General features: G+C 62.6%; 19 protein-coding genes and 1 pseudogene. 13 read left to right on the top strand and 7 right to left on the bottom strand.

The annotated features are described in order from the left end of the window. Window positions 1-62: 62 nt before the first annotated feature. From EFD56_RS04560 to EFD56_RS04550, 3 genes are all read left to right on the top strand, one after another. A complete protein-coding gene (locus EFD56_RS04560) occupies window positions 63-461 on the top strand; it encodes a VOC family protein (protein ID WP_126904793.1) in 399 nt (132 codons plus the stop codon). A 177-nt stretch (window positions 462-638) separates the two neighbouring features. Then, window positions 639-1,169 carry a dihydrofolate reductase family protein gene (locus EFD56_RS04555; protein ID WP_126904792.1) on the top strand — a complete coding sequence of 177 codons (531 nt, stop codon included), beginning with the start codon at window positions 639-641 and terminating at the stop codon, window positions 1,167-1,169. Between the two features lie 197 nt (window positions 1,170-1,366). Beyond that, window positions 1,367-1,858 (top strand): GNAT family N-acetyltransferase, encoded by a 492-nt coding sequence (locus EFD56_RS04550; protein WP_206513407.1) that lies wholly within the window; start codon window positions 1,367-1,369, stop codon window positions 1,856-1,858. Window positions 1,859-1,942: 84 nt separating this feature from the next. Here the strand turns inward: EFD56_RS04550 and EFD56_RS04545 are convergent, their stop codons facing one another. The 3 genes from EFD56_RS04545 to EFD56_RS04535 all read right to left on the bottom strand — a co-directional run bounded on the left by EFD56_RS04545 (window position 1,943) and on the right by EFD56_RS04535 (window position 4,474). Then, window positions 1,943-2,488 carry a YbhB/YbcL family Raf kinase inhibitor-like protein gene (locus EFD56_RS04545; protein ID WP_037115273.1) on the bottom strand — a complete coding sequence of 182 codons (546 nt, stop codon included), beginning with the start codon at window positions 2,486-2,488 and terminating at the stop codon, window positions 1,943-1,945. Between the two features lie 41 nt (window positions 2,489-2,529). Continuing rightward, window positions 2,530-3,381 (bottom strand): helix-turn-helix domain-containing protein, encoded by an 852-nt coding sequence (locus EFD56_RS04540; RefSeq protein WP_126904790.1) that lies wholly within the window; start codon window positions 3,379-3,381, stop codon window positions 2,530-2,532. A gap of 196 nt (window positions 3,382-3,577) precedes the next feature. After that, complete coding sequence (locus EFD56_RS04535) at window positions 3,578-4,474, bottom strand: LysR family transcriptional regulator (protein WP_126904789.1); 897 nt, start codon at window positions 4,472-4,474, stop codon at window positions 3,578-3,580. A gap of 82 nt (window positions 4,475-4,556) precedes the next feature. Here EFD56_RS04535 and EFD56_RS04530 point away from each other — a divergent pair. The 3 genes and pseudogenes from EFD56_RS04530 to EFD56_RS04520 form a co-directional block, all read left to right on the top strand. After that, window positions 4,557-4,824 (top strand): annotated as a pseudogene (locus EFD56_RS04530) (Atu4866 domain-containing protein); the annotation flags it as partial. 37 nt (window positions 4,825-4,861) lie between these two features. Beyond that, window positions 4,862-5,713: an oxidoreductase gene (locus EFD56_RS04525; RefSeq protein WP_184332053.1), complete on the top strand. Its 852-nt coding sequence runs from the start codon at window positions 4,862-4,864 to the stop codon at window positions 5,711-5,713. A gap of 41 nt (window positions 5,714-5,754) precedes the next feature. Further along, window positions 5,755-6,489 carry an SDR family oxidoreductase gene (locus EFD56_RS04520; protein WP_126904786.1) on the top strand — a complete coding sequence of 245 codons (735 nt, stop codon included), beginning with the start codon at window positions 5,755-5,757 and terminating at the stop codon, window positions 6,487-6,489. A gap of 34 nt (window positions 6,490-6,523) precedes the next feature. Here EFD56_RS04520 and EFD56_RS04515 read toward each other — a convergent pair whose 3' ends face one another. Then, a complete protein-coding gene (locus EFD56_RS04515; protein ID WP_126904785.1) occupies window positions 6,524-7,087 on the bottom strand; it encodes a methylated-DNA--[protein]-cysteine S-methyltransferase in 564 nt (187 codons plus the stop codon). 367 nt (window positions 7,088-7,454) lie between these two features. Here EFD56_RS04515 and EFD56_RS04510 point away from each other — a divergent pair, with 367 nt between their 5' ends. The 3 genes from EFD56_RS04510 to ybaK all read left to right on the top strand — a co-directional run bounded on the left by EFD56_RS04510 (window position 7,455) and on the right by ybaK (window position 9,441). Continuing rightward, window positions 7,455-8,516, top strand: a complete 1,062-nt coding sequence (locus tag EFD56_RS04510) for a M14 family metallopeptidase (RefSeq protein ID WP_126904784.1) — start codon at window positions 7,455-7,457, stop codon at window positions 8,514-8,516. A gap of 90 nt (window positions 8,517-8,606) precedes the next feature. Then, on the top strand, window positions 8,607-8,957 hold the full coding sequence (locus EFD56_RS04505) for an ArsC family reductase (RefSeq protein WP_126904783.1): 351 nt from the start codon (window positions 8,607-8,609) through the stop codon (window positions 8,955-8,957). A 10-nt stretch (window positions 8,958-8,967) separates the two neighbouring features. Beyond that, a complete protein-coding gene (gene ybaK, locus EFD56_RS04500; RefSeq protein WP_085741583.1) occupies window positions 8,968-9,441 on the top strand; it encodes a Cys-tRNA(Pro) deacylase in 474 nt (157 codons plus the stop codon). Here ybaK and EFD56_RS04495 read toward each other — a convergent pair whose 3' ends face one another. Then, entirely contained in the window at window positions 9,442-9,885 is a 444-nt protein-coding gene (locus EFD56_RS04495) for a MarR family winged helix-turn-helix transcriptional regulator (RefSeq protein ID WP_126904782.1), read from the bottom strand. It abuts the gene before it with no gap. 110 nt (window positions 9,886-9,995) lie between these two features. On the opposite strand from EFD56_RS04495, the gene EFD56_RS04490 reads away from it, so the two are divergent. Further along, window positions 9,996-10,679, top strand: a complete 684-nt coding sequence (locus EFD56_RS04490) for a glutathione S-transferase family protein (RefSeq protein ID WP_126904781.1) — start codon at window positions 9,996-9,998, stop codon at window positions 10,677-10,679. Between the two features lie 131 nt (window positions 10,680-10,810). Further along, a complete protein-coding gene (locus EFD56_RS04485) occupies window positions 10,811-12,064 on the top strand; it encodes an aminopeptidase (protein ID WP_085741580.1) in 1,254 nt (417 codons plus the stop codon). Here the strand turns inward: EFD56_RS04485 and EFD56_RS04480 are convergent. After that, a complete protein-coding gene (locus EFD56_RS04480; RefSeq protein ID WP_126904780.1) occupies window positions 12,012-12,923 on the bottom strand; it encodes an EamA family transporter in 912 nt (303 codons plus the stop codon). The genes EFD56_RS04485 and EFD56_RS04480 overlap by 53 nt on opposite strands. Before the next feature lie 81 nt (window positions 12,924-13,004). Between EFD56_RS04480 and EFD56_RS04475 the strand changes: the two genes are divergently transcribed. Continuing rightward, window positions 13,005-13,502, top strand: a complete 498-nt coding sequence (locus tag EFD56_RS04475) for a MarR family winged helix-turn-helix transcriptional regulator (protein WP_126904779.1) — start codon at window positions 13,005-13,007, stop codon at window positions 13,500-13,502. A 296-nt stretch (window positions 13,503-13,798) separates the two neighbouring features. Here EFD56_RS04475 and xseA read toward each other — a convergent pair whose 3' ends face one another. Next, a complete protein-coding gene (xseA, locus tag EFD56_RS04470; protein ID WP_126904778.1) occupies window positions 13,799-15,379 on the bottom strand; it encodes an exodeoxyribonuclease VII large subunit in 1,581 nt (526 codons plus the stop codon). A gap of 287 nt (window positions 15,380-15,666) precedes the next feature. Here xseA and EFD56_RS04465 point away from each other — a divergent pair, with 287 nt between their 5' ends. Next, a complete protein-coding gene (locus EFD56_RS04465) occupies window positions 15,667-15,909 on the top strand; it encodes a hypothetical protein (RefSeq protein ID WP_037115251.1) in 243 nt (80 codons plus the stop codon). The last annotated feature ends 3 nt before the right edge of the window (window positions 15,910-15,912 follow it).

Raw genomic sequence — 15,912 nt, 5'->3', positions numbered from 1 at the left:
GTGCGACAAGGCCCGCAGCGATGCCGCGCACAGGTCTGCGGCCTTCTCGAAAGGAAAAGCTCATGAAATTCGCCTCAATCCGGCTGATCGCCGGTGACATCAAGACTATGGTCGGCTTCTACGAAATGGTCACACTGCAATCTGCCGAATGGTTGGCGCCGGTCTTCGCCGAGATCGTCACCCCTTCGGCGACACTCGCCATCGGCGGCATGGAAACCGTTTCGCTCTTTAAGGAAGGCAGCGCCGAGGCCGCTGCCAACCGAACGGCGATCATCGAGTTCATGGTGGACGATGTCGACGCCGAATATATCAGGCTGAAGAATAACGTCGACCTTGTCCACGCGCCTAAGCTGATGCCGTGGGGCAATCGTTCGGTACAGTTCCGCGATCCGGAAGGCACACTTGTCGCGCTGTTCATGCCGTTCACCGATCCGGCAAAGAAGCGCTTTGCATCACGATAGGCGCGTAGTCCCGACGCGCATATGGGCACCTCCGCTGCGCGCCCGCTTTGTCGTTCTCGCAAGTGGTTAACCTGCGAAAAACTGATTGCAATTCACAATCAGTCGATCTAAGCTTTGACCGATCGCCCAACGCAATCCGACTCCATGCAGATGGACCCTGAAGGAAAGGAAGTGAGCATGGCCAAGCTCGTGTTCGGAATGAACCAGTCCCTGGACGGCTATGTCGATCATACGGCGTTCGGGCCTAGCCCCACGCTCTTCCGTCACTTCGTCGAGTCGACGCGGAGGCAAGCGGGCAGCGTGTACGGTCGCCAAATGTATGAGATCATGCGTTACTGGGATGACGATCATCCTGAATGGAACGCAGACGAACGCGACTTCGCGGCCGCCTGGCGAAACCAGCCGAAATGGGTTGTCTCGCGCTCGTTGAAATCGGTTGGTCCCAACGCCAGGCTGGTCGAGGGCGATCTTGAGAGTGCGCTCCGCAAGCTGAAGGCCGAAGGCGACGGAGAGATCGAAGTGGCCGGCCCGGACCTGGCGCGAAGCCTCACCGATCTGGGCCTGATCGACGAGTATATTATCTATCTGCATCCCGTCGTGCTCGGCCACGGCACGCCCTATTTTGCCGGACCCCGACCGCCGCTGCGCCTTATTGCTAATGACCGTATTGACGAGAATGTGATCCGGTTGGTCTACGTTCCAGCTTAATCTCCCGAAGGGGAAAGACGCGTGCTAGGATGCTCGCGGACTTCTTATTCGCACTTTCGTTTGTAGGAGAAGGCCTTTGTTTGCCGTCGCAACGATCCAGAACTCACCGGCTGCGGCGGTAGGGATAGAGGCGCTCGGCATATCGGCTGAGAACTGATCCCCATTATTGTCCGGCCTTGGAGCGCCCATACGGGTGCATGTCTAATGTCGAGAAGAACATGATCATCGAACTAACGCCTATTGACTTTGACGCGCTGCTGAAGGGCAGCGCGCCTCTTAACCTGCGCCTTGTCCCCGACAGCGCGATTGCGCCTCCTGAGGTATTGGAGATGCTGAGCCGCCTTGCGGCCGACATCGGCGCCGTATTCTCGCCATCGGCCTGGATGATCGTGGAGGAGGATGAGATCGTCGGTCTCTGCTCCATCGTCAGAATGCCACGAGATGGAAACATCCATATCGGCTACGGCATTGCGCCTTCCCGCCAGGGCCGTGGATGCACGACGCGGGCCATAGGGCAGTTGCTGGCATGGGGACGGAGCGATCCTCGCGTGGCACGGCTCTCTGCGGAGACAGGGATGGGGAATATCGCGTCGCAACGTGTTCTCGAGCGTAACGGCTTCATCCGCACCGGCGAGCGCATCGATGCCGAAGACGGTCCATTGATTTGCTGGGAAGCGGTGACGGGTTAGTTGACCTGGAGGATGATCGGGCAGGCCGGCCAAGGTTTCCTCGGCCGGCCACGTTCTGCGGCGACAATGGCTGCGGCGACGGCGTCAGCGGCCGTAGGTGACCTCGATCGAGGCCTTGTCGAGCGTATTTGCCCTGACATAGTAGCCAACCATCGCGCCCGGTGCCGTCTCCGGAAGCGGCAGCTTGTCCACCGACAGCGCGTAGACGGTGAACTGGTAGTGGTGCGGCGCATCGCCGACCGGCGGGCAGGCGCCGCCATATCCTGATGTACCGAAATCGGTATGACCCTCGACGGCGCCTGCGGGAAGCTTCTTATCTCCGCTTGCGCCGGTGGCAATCTTCGAGGCGTCTGCCGGAATGTTGAACACCGACCAATGCCACCAGCCTGAACCGGTCGGAGCATCCGGGTCGTAGACCATCACGGCAAAGCTCTTGGTTCCCTCTGGAGCACCCGACCAGGTGAGTTCCGGCGAGATGTTCTTGCCCGTGCAGCCGAAGCTGTTGAAGACCTGCGCATCGGCCATGGTCTTGCCGGATGTCAGATCTTTCGAAGTAAGCTTCATTTCGGCTTGAGCCGCCGTGGCGCCAAAGACGGACGCGGCCAGAAGTGCTGCTGTTATAAGACGCATGTTGTTTTCCTGCGGTTGATGATGCGGGAAAACTACCGTCATCACGGCAGCGCATCTGCCCCGCTATGCTCAACTTCTGCCCCGATCCGCTCAAAGTGCTCGGAGCCGCTGCGCACGTGGCGCGGATTGACGCCGAACCGTTCTTTGAACCGCGCCGAAAATTGCGACGGCGAATCATAGCCGACTTCGAGCGCGACCTGCGCCATCGGCAGGGTTGTGGTTTGAATGAGGGCGAGAGCGCGATTCATCCTTGTATCGCTCAAGATCTCGCTGAAACCTGTGTTTTCGGCGGCGAGCTTACGCCTGAGCGTCGCTTCGCTCATGTTGAAGGCGCGGGCCGCGTGCCCCAGCGTCCAATCGTAGGCCGTATCACCTTCAATCATCTGCCTCAGCCGGTCCTCGAGCCGAGGACTTTGGCATTGGCCCAGCACCGCGCCGCAGAGTGCGAACCAGGTGATCAGCTCCATCAAACGGGCCTTGGCAATGGCGCCGGGAAGCCTCGTCAGGTTGCCGGGCTGGCAGCAATAGTCAAACAATGCCGCCGCTTCCTCCGGCAGGTTCGAGGCGCTTGCCGGGAGCGGCCGCGAGGGGACGGCGATCGAGCCCATGGCGATATAGGCATCCTCGAAGAGCTGTCTTGGAACAGGAAGCGCCAGGGTCTGATACTTCTGCGGCGCCTTTGGAATGTTCTCCATCGTCAACGGTCGATAGTCGGGCAGCAGGGCATAAGCGCCGGCCTCAAGACGCAAAGCCTTGTCATCCGCCATGACGATCTTCGTTCCCGACTGCACCTGGATCAACAGGGGGCTCGTATTGACGAGACGAAAAAAGCAGGCCCGCCCACCCTGGCGGATCAGGGCCCTGGTTGGAATGCGAAAGACGTCGTCCAGCATATGGTCTCCGGCAGCATAAGCCATTGGGAGCGGAAGGGATTACGCGCACCTAAATACGGGCCGCCGCTGGCCGCTTCCGCTCTCTCAGGAACCGGAATTAGCAAAAGCGCGTGACAGGGGCAATCTTAGCGGGGCGCAGCGACCAGTTGGCAACCGCCGAATTTGCTTGGTGAAGATCCGCCGTGGCGATGGATCGCTACCGCTTGCCGGACCTCTTGATATGCTCAACCAGCGCCCGCAGCTTCAGCGGTTGCCGCTCGCGCCTGGGATAGTAGAGATAAAAGCCAGGAAAGGGCGGGCAGAAATCTTCCAGCAGCGGCACGAGCTCTCCGCGATCGAAATAGCTCTGGAAGGTTTCCACCATGCCGAAAGTGATCCCGGCTCCGGCACAGGCCAGGCGGATCATCATTCCCATATCGTTCGTTGTCACGGCAGGGTCGACGGCGACGTCGAAATCGCGATTGTTTTCGGTGAATTCCCAGCGATAGGGCGCCGTGTCCGGGCGAGGCCGCCAGCCGATGCAGGCATGGTCCCGGAGTTCGCCTGGATAACGAGGACCGCCGTGGCGCTCGAGATAGGCGGGGGACGCGGCCGCGCATTGCCGCTGCGGCTCTGAGACCGGGACCGCAATCATATCCTGCTCGATCACTTCGCCCAGACGGACCGCGGCATCGAAACCGGTTTCGACGATATCGAATTCGTCGTCTGTGACGGTGATATCCAGTTTGATCTCGGGACAAGCCTGCATGAAGCCGGCCAGCAAGGTGCCGGACAGGAAACTTTCGGCAATCGAGGACACCGTGATCCTCAGCAGGCCGCTTGGGCGCGCCTGCATGTCCCGCACCGTCTGCATCGCATCCCTGACCTGCCGGACCGATGGACGAACCGCCGCGAAGAACACTTCGCCGGCTTCGGTCAGGCTGACGCTGCGCGTCGTGCGCTGGACGAGCGCGACGCCAAGACGATCCTCCAGACGCTGCAGCGCCTGGCTGACGGCGGAGCGGGTGACGCCAAGCCGCTCGCCCGCGAGCCGGAAGTTACGCGCTTCCGCCACGGCAAGAAAAACCGAAATGCCTTCGAGATCGTCGACCATTGGTTAATATTTCTAACCAAGGCATCTGAGATTGGCAACTTAATCGCCATCGCCGACCGCATTATGTTCAGTCCCGTCAGCGAAGCGTCAACAAACAAGCGAGAACACGAATGCAGGACCATCCCTATGTCGGCATGTGGGTGACGGATGACGGCCGCGTCCGCCACGAACTTCTGCCCAACGGCCGTTATGACGAGGCCCGCGGCAACCGGGAGAGCGCCTATCAAGGCCGTTACGAGGTCACCAGCAGCCACATCGAATACTGGGACGATACCGGCTTCACGGCCGATGGCGATTTCGTCGACGCCAACACCCTCCATCACGGCGGCATGGTGCTTCGCCGCAAATGACAAGCTCGCTCAATAGGGCCGTATCCGGCCGGAAAGGATGAGGATCATGTCTTCCACCACACCCATCTGGTTCATCACCGGCGCATCGTCCGGCCTCGGCCGGGCGCTCGCCGAAGCCGTTCTGGCGCGTGGTTGGCGCGCCGTCGTGACCGCGCGTAAGCCCGAGACCCTGCGTGAACTCGCAGCACAGCACGGGGATCGCGCACTTGCCCTTTTCCTCGACGTGACGGACGGCCGCTCCATCGCCAGCGCGGTCCGAGAGGCCGAACGGCATTTCGGGGCGATCGATGTCCTCGTCAACAATGCCGGCTACGGCTATCTCTCGGCGATCGAGGAGGGCCTCGACGCTGAAATCCGTGCCCAGTTCGAGACCAACGTCTTTGGCTTGATAGACGTCACCAAGCATGTCCTGCCTGGCATGCGCTCACGCCGGCGGGGGCATATCTTCAACGTCTCGTCGCTCGGCGGGCTCGTCGCCTTCGCCGCCACCGGCTACTACCACGCCACGAAGTTTGCGGTCGAAGCCCTGTCGGAATCGCTGTTCCATGAGGTCAATCCGCTCGGCATCAAGGTGACGATTCTCGAACCCGGTGCCTTCCGTACCGACTGGGCCGGCCGGTCGATGATCGAATCCAAGACTGTTATCGATGACTATGCCGAAACGTCGGGCAAGCGGCGCCAGGCCACCCGTTCGGTCTCCGGCAGGCAGCCGGGCGATCCCGCGCGCGCCGCCGCTGCCATCATCTCGGCATTCGAGGCGGAGGAGCCGCCCTTGCGCCTGCTGCTCGGCGCGCCCGCCCTGAAGATCGCGCGCGGACGGCTCGACGCGCTGCGGGCAAATTTCGACGCCTGGGCGGAGATAACGCTTAGCGCCGATTTCCCCGACTGAGCCGCGCCCCAGAAACACTCAACAGACAGACGGAGTCTGAAATGTCCAATATCGAAGGAAAAGTCATTGCCATCACCGGCGCCAGCAGCGGCATCGGCGAAGCTGCGGCAAAGGTGCTGGCTGCGGCCGGCGCCCACATCGTGATCAGCGCGCGACGTACCGAGCGCCTGGAGAGGCTCGCCGGCGAAATCGAAGCCAGGGGCGGAACGGTGCGTCTGCGGAAGCTTGACGTCACCGACCGTTCCGAGGTCGAGGCCTTCGCCGGTTTTGCCAGATTGGAATTCGGCCGGCTCGACGTCATCGTCAACAATGCCGGCGTCATGCCGCTCTCGCCGCTCGCGGCCCTCAAGGTCGAGGAGTGGGACCGGATGGTCGATGTCAACATCAAGGGTGTGCTCTACGGCATCGCGGCAGCCCTGCCGATCATGAAGGCGCAGGGATCCGGGCAGATCATCAACCTGTCGTCGATCGGCGGTCACAGCGTCTCGCCGACCGCAGCCGTCTATTGCGCGACGAAATTCGCCGTCCGCGCGATCTCCGACGGGCTGCGGCAGGAGACCGATCGCATCCGCGTCACCGTCATCTCGCCCGGCACGACGACATCGGAACTGGCCGACACGATCACCGACCCGACCGCGCGCGAGGCCATGACGGCTTTCAGGGCGGTGACGATCAGCCCCGAGGCCGTCGCCCATTCGATCCTCTATGCCGTCAGCCAGCCTGAGGATGTCGATGTCAGCGAGATCATCATCCGGCCGACGGCCAGTCCGCATTGAGCAACCGATATCCCGGCTGAGCTGTCCTCGCCGCTTAAAATCCCAGCGACTGCTGGGCGGGCGGCGGCGGGGCGAGGTTGACGCCTTCGAGTTCCAGCATGCGGGTCTTCGACGACGAACCGCCGGGCGCGGAGAAGCCGCCGATCTTGCCGCCGGCCGCCAGCACCCGGTGGCAGGGAATGATCAGCGCGACGGGGTTCTTCGCCATTGCCTGGCCGACGTCGCGGGCCGCTTCCGGCCCGGCGCCAAGCTCTTTCGCCAGCGCGCCATAGGTGGTCGTGTGGCCCCAGCCGACACGCCTTGCCGCTGCATAAATCTCCCTGGAGAAGCCATTCTGGCCGGCAAGATCGAGTTCGACGCCTGAGAAATCCGTCTCCTCACCCTGGAAGTAGCGCTTCACCGCCGCCACGGTCTCGAGCACATCGGGCGTCGCCACACCGGGCTCGCCATCGGGCAGACGGCGCAGCAAGAGCCGCTCGGTCGCCTCTGCGGTTTTCGTCGGCAGCTGGAAACGGACGATGCCGGCATCGCTCCAGGCGATGCCGCAGAAACCGCCTGCGGTTTCGAAGATGCAATAGTGATGGATCGTCTGGGCCATGCCACAGCCTCCGCGTTTTCGATTGCCCCCAAAATCGTACGGGACGGCCGCTGTTTCAACCCGATTCTTGCGTATCGCGTTCTTTTTTTGTTCTGCACGCTCTACCTGACCGGCGCATCTATCCTAGCGGAACGACGAGGTTTGCCATCAACCAGATTTCCTTCGATTTCGAGTATGGCCAAATCGGCGTGGGCGTTTGGGTGCAAGCCGGAGCGGCGACACCGTTCCCGGAAAAACCGAGTAGCACAACATCGATCACTGGCCATTCCACTGCTGAGAGTGCCGTCCCGATGAGGCTTGCGCTTGCCGGCTATCCGCGCATAAAGCTGGAAAACCATTCGGACGGCAAATGCGGAGCGAAGACAGCATGGACGTTTCAGAGATCATCATCCCGGGCGATACACCGGGAACGCAGTGGCGGCTGCCCGTGCTGCGCTTTGCCGGTCGCGATCCGAAGGCGCCGAATATTTATATCCAGGCGGCCCTTCATGCCGGCGAACTCCCGGGAACGGCGCTCCTGCATTTCCTCTGCGAACGGCTGAGGCAGGCGGAAGACCAGGGTGGAATACTGGGCGACGTCACCATCGTGCCGCAGGCCAACCCGATCGGCGCAGCACAATCGCACTTCGGTGACTTGCAGGGCCGTTTCGATCTCGGCTCCCGCACCAATTTCAACCGGGATTTCCCGCTGATCTCCATCGCCGACCGGATGATGTTGATCGACGACCTCGATGATTATCCGGCTACCGACAGGCTGAAGCGGCAGCTCCTGCATATGGCGCTCGGCGCCGATCTCGTGCTCGACCTGCATTGCGACGACGAATCTCTGCAATATGCCTATATCGACGAGGCCTTCTGGCCGGAGGCGGCCGATCTTGCCGCTGCGCTCGACATGCAGGCCGTGCTGCTTTCGGACGGCGAAAGCTCTGCCTTCGAGGAGGCCGTCGGTTTCGCATGGAAATATGAAATTCCCGGCGAGCGGCAATCCCGCCTGCCCGGCAAACTCTCGGTCACGGTCGAGCTGCGCGGCAAGCGCGACGTCGATCCGATGCTGGCAAAGCAGGATGCGGAGGGGCTCTGGCGTTTCCTCGCGGCGCGCGGGATTGTCAGGGACGAAGCGGTGACGACGGCCGCCTTTGCCGGTCCGGCCGTGCCGCTCGACAATGTCGAGATCATCCGTGCTCCCGAAGGCGGCGCCGTGCTCTTTCATCGCACGATCGGCGACAGGGTTGCGGAAGGCGAGCTTCTGGCGACGGTCGTCACCCGGCCGGGGCAGCCTGATGGCAGCATCGACCTGCATGCGCCGCAGGATGGACTGGTCCTGACCCGGACCTCGGATCGGCTGGTGCGCCGGCGCGGCGACCTGATGAAGATCGTCGGCGCCAAGCCCAGCAAGGCCGAGCGCAAGGCCGGCACACTGGAGAGTTGAGCAGGTGCTGCCGGGGATAAATGCCGCTCGGCGTTTGCGCTTGCCGTCGCACATGCTATCCCGTTGGCATCATAGGGAGATCGATCGGTCATGGCCGTCACCATTTATGGCATCAAGAACTGCGACACGATGAAGAAGGCCCGCAGCTGGTTGGAAGAACACGAGGTCGCCTATCAATTTCACGACTACAAGGCGCTCGGCATCGACCGCGCCCATCTCGAAGCCTGGATCGACCAGGCCGGCCTCGACACCGTGCTCAACCGCGCCGGCACGACATTCCGCAAACTGCCCGATGCCGAGCGTGAGAATCTGACCCGGGAGAGGGCGATCACGCTGATGCTCGAGCAGCCGTCGATGATCAAGCGGCCGGTTCTGGAGGCTGGCGGCAAGCTGCTGATCGGCTTCAAACCGGAAATTTATGCCGGCACAGTCGACGGCTGACGGGTGCCCGATGTCCAAGACCACGCGCGCGACACAAGTTCTTTCCCAGGCCGGCATCGCCTTCACCATCCACACCTATGATTATGACCCCGGCGCCGAGCGCGTCGGGCTGCAGGCGGCCGAAGCGCTCGGCGAAGCACCGCACCGGGTGCTGAAAACGCTGATGGCGGAGGTGGATGGCAAGCCGGTCTGCGTCGTCGTGCCGTCGGATCGCGAAGTCAGCATGAAGAAACTCGCCAGCGCCTTTGGCGGCAAGTCGGCCAATATGATGAAGCCCGCCGATGCCGAGCGGCTGACAGGCTATCATGTCGGCGGCATCAGCCCCTTCGGCCAGAAGAAGACGGTGCCGACGGCGATCGAGGAGGCTGCCCTTGCCGAGCCGCTCGTCTATCTCAATGGCGGCCAGCGCGGGCTGCAGGTGCGGCTCGCCCCGAAGGATGCGCTGGCGGTGTTGAAGGCCGTCCCCGCGCCATTGATCGCCTGATCACAGGAAACGCGCGAGCAAGGCCGAGATGCTGTTTGCCTCGTTTTCGCTGAGCCTGCAGCCGATATTCGCCTCGATGGATTTGTCATAGACCGTCCACATGCGCTCGCGCAGCTGCAGCCCGGCGTCGGTGATGACAACCCAGCGGCCGCGTGCATCCTCGCCGAAGGTCTCGCGGCGGACCAGGCCCTCCCTTTCCAACCGGTCGACGAGGCGGGAAAGATTATACTGTGCGAGCAGCGTCCGCTCTTCGATCTCATAAGGACGCAGCCGCTTGTCCTCTGACCTCGCCAGTTCCCAAAGCACGTCATACCAGGACAGCGGCGGCATTTTTGCCGCCTTGAAATCGCTTTCGATCGCGGCGAGCAGACGGTCGCGGGCGCGCATGATGTGGATCCATGCGCCGGTGACGGCGTTGCTCGGGGTCGGGGGCTTCTCAGGCATAGATGCAATTACATTTAACTTGAACATCGGCGCAAGAGCTATTATATGCATCTGCATCTACTTTCGTCACCAATTGTTTTTGAACCGCGTTTCAGCGCCAGGAGACAACCATGAGCAAGCTGACATTGATCAGTCATCACCTCTGCCCCTATGTGCAGCGCGCCGCGATCGCACTGTTCGAAAAGAACGTGCCTTTCGAGCGCATCAACATCGACCTTGCCAACAAGCCGGACTGGTTCCTGGAAATCTCGCCGCTCGGCAAGGTGCCGTTGCTGCGCATCGAGCAAGCGGACGGCAGCGAGACCGTATTGTTCGAAAGCAGCGTCATCTGCGAGTATCTGGAGGAAACGCAGCCGGGCGCCGGCCTGCATCCCGCCGATCCGCTGACCCGCGCGCGCCACCGCGGATGGATGGAATTCGGCTCGTCCGTGCTTTCCGATCTCTGGGGCTATGAAACGGCGGAGGACGGGCTCCAGCTCGACGTCAAGCGCGCGGCCCTCATTGCCAAATTCACGACGATCGAAGGCGCGCTGGCGGACGGACCCTATTTTTCCGGCAGCAGCTTCAGCCTTGTCGATGCTGTCTTCGCGCCGGTCTTCCGCTATTTCGATCTTTTCGACACGCTCGGCGACAGCGGCATATTTGACGGGCTGGAGCGCGTAGGGCGCTGGCGCAAGGCGCTGGCGGAGCGTGCAAGCGTCAAAAGCGCCGTCGGCGAGGATTATCCGCAGCGGCTGATGCAGTTCCTCAAGACCCATAACTCCATCCTGCTCAGGCCATCCGTGGCTGCCTGAAGAGCCTCCCCCTCGCATGCGGCCGGGCTTGAGTCCGGCCGCATCATTCGGTGGCGGGTGCTTCATTTTCGCCGCAAACGGGTCTAAGTCTGCCAGCCTCCACCGTCGATCACAGAAGGCAGGTTGAACCAATGACTTTCATGCCCCAGAGCCAGAACACCGTTGATCCCGTCAAGCTGGAGAAGCTTGCGGAAGTCGCCGTCAAGGTTGGCCTTCGGCTGCAAAAGGGCCAGGACCTGGTGATCACCGCGCCGGTCGTGGCGCTGCCGCTCGTGCGCCTGATCACCAAGCACGCCTATCTGGCCGGCGCCGGACTGGTGAGCGCTTTTTATTCGGACGAGGAAACGACACTGGCGCGTTATCAATACGGCAGCGACGAGAGTTTCGACCGCGCCTCCGACTGGCTCTATGAGGGCATGGCCAAGGCCTATGCCAACGGGGCGGCCCGTCTTGCGGTTGCCGGCGACAATCCTTTGCTGCTGTCCGAGCAAGATGCCGGCAAGGTCGGCCGCGCCAATCGCGCCACCTCCACTGCCTACAAGCCGGCGCTGGAGAAGATCGCCAATTTCGACATCAACTGGAACATCGTTTCCTATCCCAACCCGTCCTGGGCCAAGGTGGTCTTCCCCGACGATCCGGAGCCGATTGCGATCGCCAAGCTCGCCAAAGCGATCTTTGCCGCCTCGCGCGTCGATCTCGACGATCCCGTCGCCGCCTGGGCCGAACACAATGCCAATCTCGCCAAACGCTCCGCCTGGCTGAACGGCGAGCGTTTCGCCTCGCTGCATTTCAAGGGACCTGGCACCGATCTGACGGTCGGTCTTGCCGACGGGCACGAATGGCATGGCGGCGCCTCCACCGCCAAGAACGGCATTACCTGCAATCCGAACATTCCGACCGAGGAGGTGTTCACCACGCCGCATGCGCTGCGCGTCGAAGGCCATGTTTCCAGCACCAAGCCGCTGTCGCACCAGGGCACGCTGATCGACAATATCCAGGTGCGCTTCGAGGGCGGGCGCATCGTCGAGGCCAAGGCGTCACGCGGCGAAGCAGTGCTGAACAAGGTGCTCGATACCGACGAAGGCGCGCGCCGCCTCGGCGAAGTGGCGCTGGTGCCGCATTCATCGCCGATCTCGGCGAGCGGCATCCTGTTCTACAATACGCTGTTCGACGAAAACGCGTCGTGCCACATCGCACTCGGCCAGTGCTATTCCAAGTGCTTCCTCGACGGGGCGAATTTGAGCCTGGAGCAGATCAAGGCGCAGGGCGGCAATTCCAGCCTCATCCATATCGACTGGATGATCGGCTCGGACAAGGTCGATATCGACGGCATCACGCCGGATGGCTCGCGGGTTCCGGTGATGCGGCAGGGCGAGTGGGCCTGACCGGCATCATCGTCCGCTGACTGAGCCAGACGCTGGCGAGCACCATGGCGAAGCCGGCGATCTGCGCCGGCGACAGGCTCTGGCCGAGCGCCAGCCAGCCGAGCAGGGTCGCGACGACGGGGCTGAGAAAGCCGAGCGATGCCGCGGCCGAAGGCTCGATGCGCGACAGGCCGCGAAACCAGAGCAGATAGGTGAAGGCGGCGCCAATCAGGCCGAGATAGGCGATGCCGAGCATATTGGCTGGTGTCGGCGCAGGCAGCGCCGGCTCCAGCAGGAAGGCCACGGGCACGAGCAGGATGCCGCCTGCGGTCAATTGCCATGAGGTGAAGGTCAGGCTGGAGACCGGCGGCTGCCAGTGGCGGGTCAGAACCGTGCCGAAGGCCATCGACACTGCGCCGGCGAGACCGGCGGCAATGCCGACGGGATCGAGCGCCGCATTCGGCGTCAGCACCAGCAGCGCCACGCCTGACATGCCGATCAGGCCGGCGATGACGGCGAGGAAGCGGATCGGCTTACCGAGAAAAAGACGCGACAAGGCAATGACGATCAGCGGCTGCACGGCGCCGACCGTTGCGGCCACGCCACCTGGCAGACGGTAGGCCGAGACGAAGAGCATCGCCCAGAAGAACGAGAAGTTCAGCGCGCCGAGCATGAAGGCGCGGCCCCACCAAACACCCGTCGGCAGCTTGCGGACAATGAGCAGCAGAAGCAGGCCTGCCGGCAAGGCGCGCAGCATGGCTGATGTGAGCGGATAGCCATGCGGCAGGAAGGATGTCGTGACGAAATAGGTGCTGCCCCAGACGGCCGGAGCGACGGCGGTGATCAGCACATCGGTGAGATATCGCGAATTTGTCTTCATATCAAGAATCTCTACATCAAGATAAAATCAGAATAACGCACTTTATCTTGACGTCAAGATATCTCCTGCTATCGATGTGACATGGGTGAAGAGAAGCAAGATCATGTCGACAGGATCCTGGCGCAATGGCGCCGCGAGCGCCCGGACCTCGACGTCGAACCGATGGGCATCCTCGGGCGTCTGAAGCGCCTCGGCACCCATCTCGGCCGCGAAGTGGAAACCGTGCTCATGAAGCACGGGCTTTCGACCTCAGCCTTCGACGTGCTGGCCACGCTTCGCCGCTCCGGCGCGCCTTACCGGCTCTCGCCGGGCGAGCTTCTGGAGATGACCATGGTCAGCTCCGGCACGATGACGAACCGCATCGACCAGTTGGAGAAATCAGGCTTCGTCGAGCGCATCCTCAATCGCGAAGACAGGCGCAGCGTGCTGATCGCCCTGACCGAAAAGGGGCTCGCAACCGTCGAAGAGGCGGTCGGCGCCCATGTCGCCAACCAGCACCGGCTGACACGTAATCTGACGACCGAGGACAAGGCCGCGTTCGACCGGCTGCTGAAGAAGCTCTTGGCGGATTTCGAATAGTCAGACGGCGGCGAGCGCCTTGCGAACGCGCTCCGTCGCGCGGCAAAGTCGGATGCGGCGCCGGTGGCCAGCCCCGTCCTTCGAGGCCCCTGCGGGGCACCTCAGGATGAGGCTGGAGAGAGGCCCCTGCAGGACGCCCCAGGATGAGGCTGGAGCGCGCGCGTACCCGCCAGCGGCACGACGACCAGCCCTCATCCTGAGGTGCGTAGACCAAAGGCCGGAGCCTCGAAGGACGAGGACGGGTGATATGCGCCAACCTTTTACGCAATTCCTGAGAAACTGCTGTCGGAATTGCTCTAGAACAGGCTTCCCTGTTTCGTCGGCTCCGCGGGCTTTGCGCCCCGCTTCTTGGCACTGGCAGGCGCTGAACCGCCTTCCGTCGTCATCGCGCCGACGCGGCCGTCGGCGAATTCGATGGCGATCCCCATGCCGGCGGAGAGAGCCGCGGCCTGCGAGACCGGCCGGTCATCTTCGTCGCGAATGACAGCATAGCCGCGCTTCAGCACATTCTTGTAGGAAAGCGACTGCAGCACGCGATCCTGCGCGGAAAGCTCGGCACGGGCGCGCGTCAGCTGGTGACGGATCGCCGTATCGGCATGGCGCGTGAGATTACCGAGGCGTTCGCGGCCGCGATCGATCTGTGTCTTCAGCCGGGTGGGCAGCGAGGCGAGGATGGCTTCGGCGCGGTCGATGCGGGACTTCGAGCGGTCGAGCAGGCGTTCGACGGTGCGTTCGGCTCGCGCCATGCGCTCGTTCAGAAGCTGGCGGCGCTCGGCGATGCGGTTGGAAAGCACGTCTGGGCGCAGATGTGAGGCAACACGCTCGAAGCCGCGGCGCTTGTTGATGGTGTTGAGCGCCAGCCCGCGGCCGAGGCCGGCGGCCGCCTCGTCAAAGCGCCGGCGCGGCAGAGCGAGAAGCTGATCGAGCGATGGCAATGCCCGCATCAGGGCGCGGACGGACTGGCGGCGCTGATCCATTTGCCGGTTCATGCAGCCCTGCAGGCGTGCGGCAAGAGCAGCGGCCTGCGCCTCCAGCTCCGCCTTGACCGGCACTGCCATTTCCGCAGCACCGGTCGGCGTCGGCGCACGGACATCGGCGGCATAGTCAATCAGAGTCCAGTCGGTTTCGTGGCCGACGGCCGAGATCAGCGGTATCCGGCTTTCGGCGGCAGCACGCACGACGATTTCGTCGTTGAAACTCCAGAGATCTTCCAGGCTGCCGCCGCCGCGCGCGACGATCAGCACGTCGGGGCGGGCAATCCCACCTCCCGGCTCCAGCGCATTGAACCCACGGATGGCATTCGCCACCTCGTCGCCGGCCCCCTCCCCTTGGACCTTGACCGGCCAGACGAGGACATGCACGGGAAAACGATCGGAGATGCGGTGCAGGATGTCGCGGATCACGGCGCCGGTCGGCGAGGTGACGACGCCGATCACCTTGGGCATGAAGGGCAGCCGCTTCTTGCGGGCGGCATCGAACAGGCCTTCGGCGCCGAGCTTGCGCTTGCGCTCCTCGATCAGCGCCATCAGCGCGCCGGCACCGGCCGGCTCCAGCGTCTCAATGACGATCTGATATTTCGAGGAGCCCGGAAAGGTCGTGACCTTGCCGGTGGCGATCACCTCCATGCCCTCCTCAGGGCGGAATTTCAGCCGCGAGAAAGTGCCCTTCCAGATGACGGCGTCGATGCGGGCGCGATCGTCCTTCAGCGCGAAATAGGCATGACCCGAGGAGTGCGGCCCACGATAGCCTGATATTTCGCCGCGCACGCGAACCTGGTCGAAGGCCGTCTCGACGGTGCGCTTGATCGAGCCGGAAAGTTCCGAAACCGAATATTCGGCAAGGTTGGTCGGCGAATCGCTGTCGAAGAGGTTGCTCATCCCTTCTTTCTATGTCCATCGGCAGCAAACGGGAAGCTCGGTATCGGCCCAGGGCTCTGTTTCCCGTGCCGCCTGCATGGCCGTGAAACTGAGATCGGCAGGCATGGTGATGACAGCGGTATCAGTAAATCCGGTTCGCTGCGGAACGCATAGTTATAATGCGCGTTTTATACGAAAGAGATTGCTAACCACCGCAATACAAAGGCTTTTCGGCCAAGATGGCCGGTAAATCTTTGTTAGGTGGGGCTTCCTATGCTTCCCCTCGTTCTCTTCGGGAAGGTGCTGAAATGATTATTCTTACAGCCGCAGCATTGGGCATCACCGCCGGGCAAACCCGCTCGGCCGGCGCGATCGCGTTGATCGCCGCGCTGATCGGAATAACCTTCGCATTGGCGGCGGTATCTTCGCCGGGGCCGGTATCACTTCTGGCGTTCCTCTATGCCGTTCTCGGCTATAATGGCGGCCTGATCCTCTTCGTCCTTGGCCTCTACGCCAGCGCACGCTTTCGCGCGCCGCGTGTCTCCCACTGACGA

Origin of the sequence: Rhizobium phaseoli (assembly GCF_003985125.1) — a bacterium.
Taxonomy (GTDB): Bacteria; Pseudomonadota; Alphaproteobacteria; order Rhizobiales; family Rhizobiaceae; genus Rhizobium; species Rhizobium phaseoli.
The sequence above is the reverse complement of the archived record's forward strand: the minus strand, read 5'-3'. Positions and strand labels throughout refer to the sequence as shown.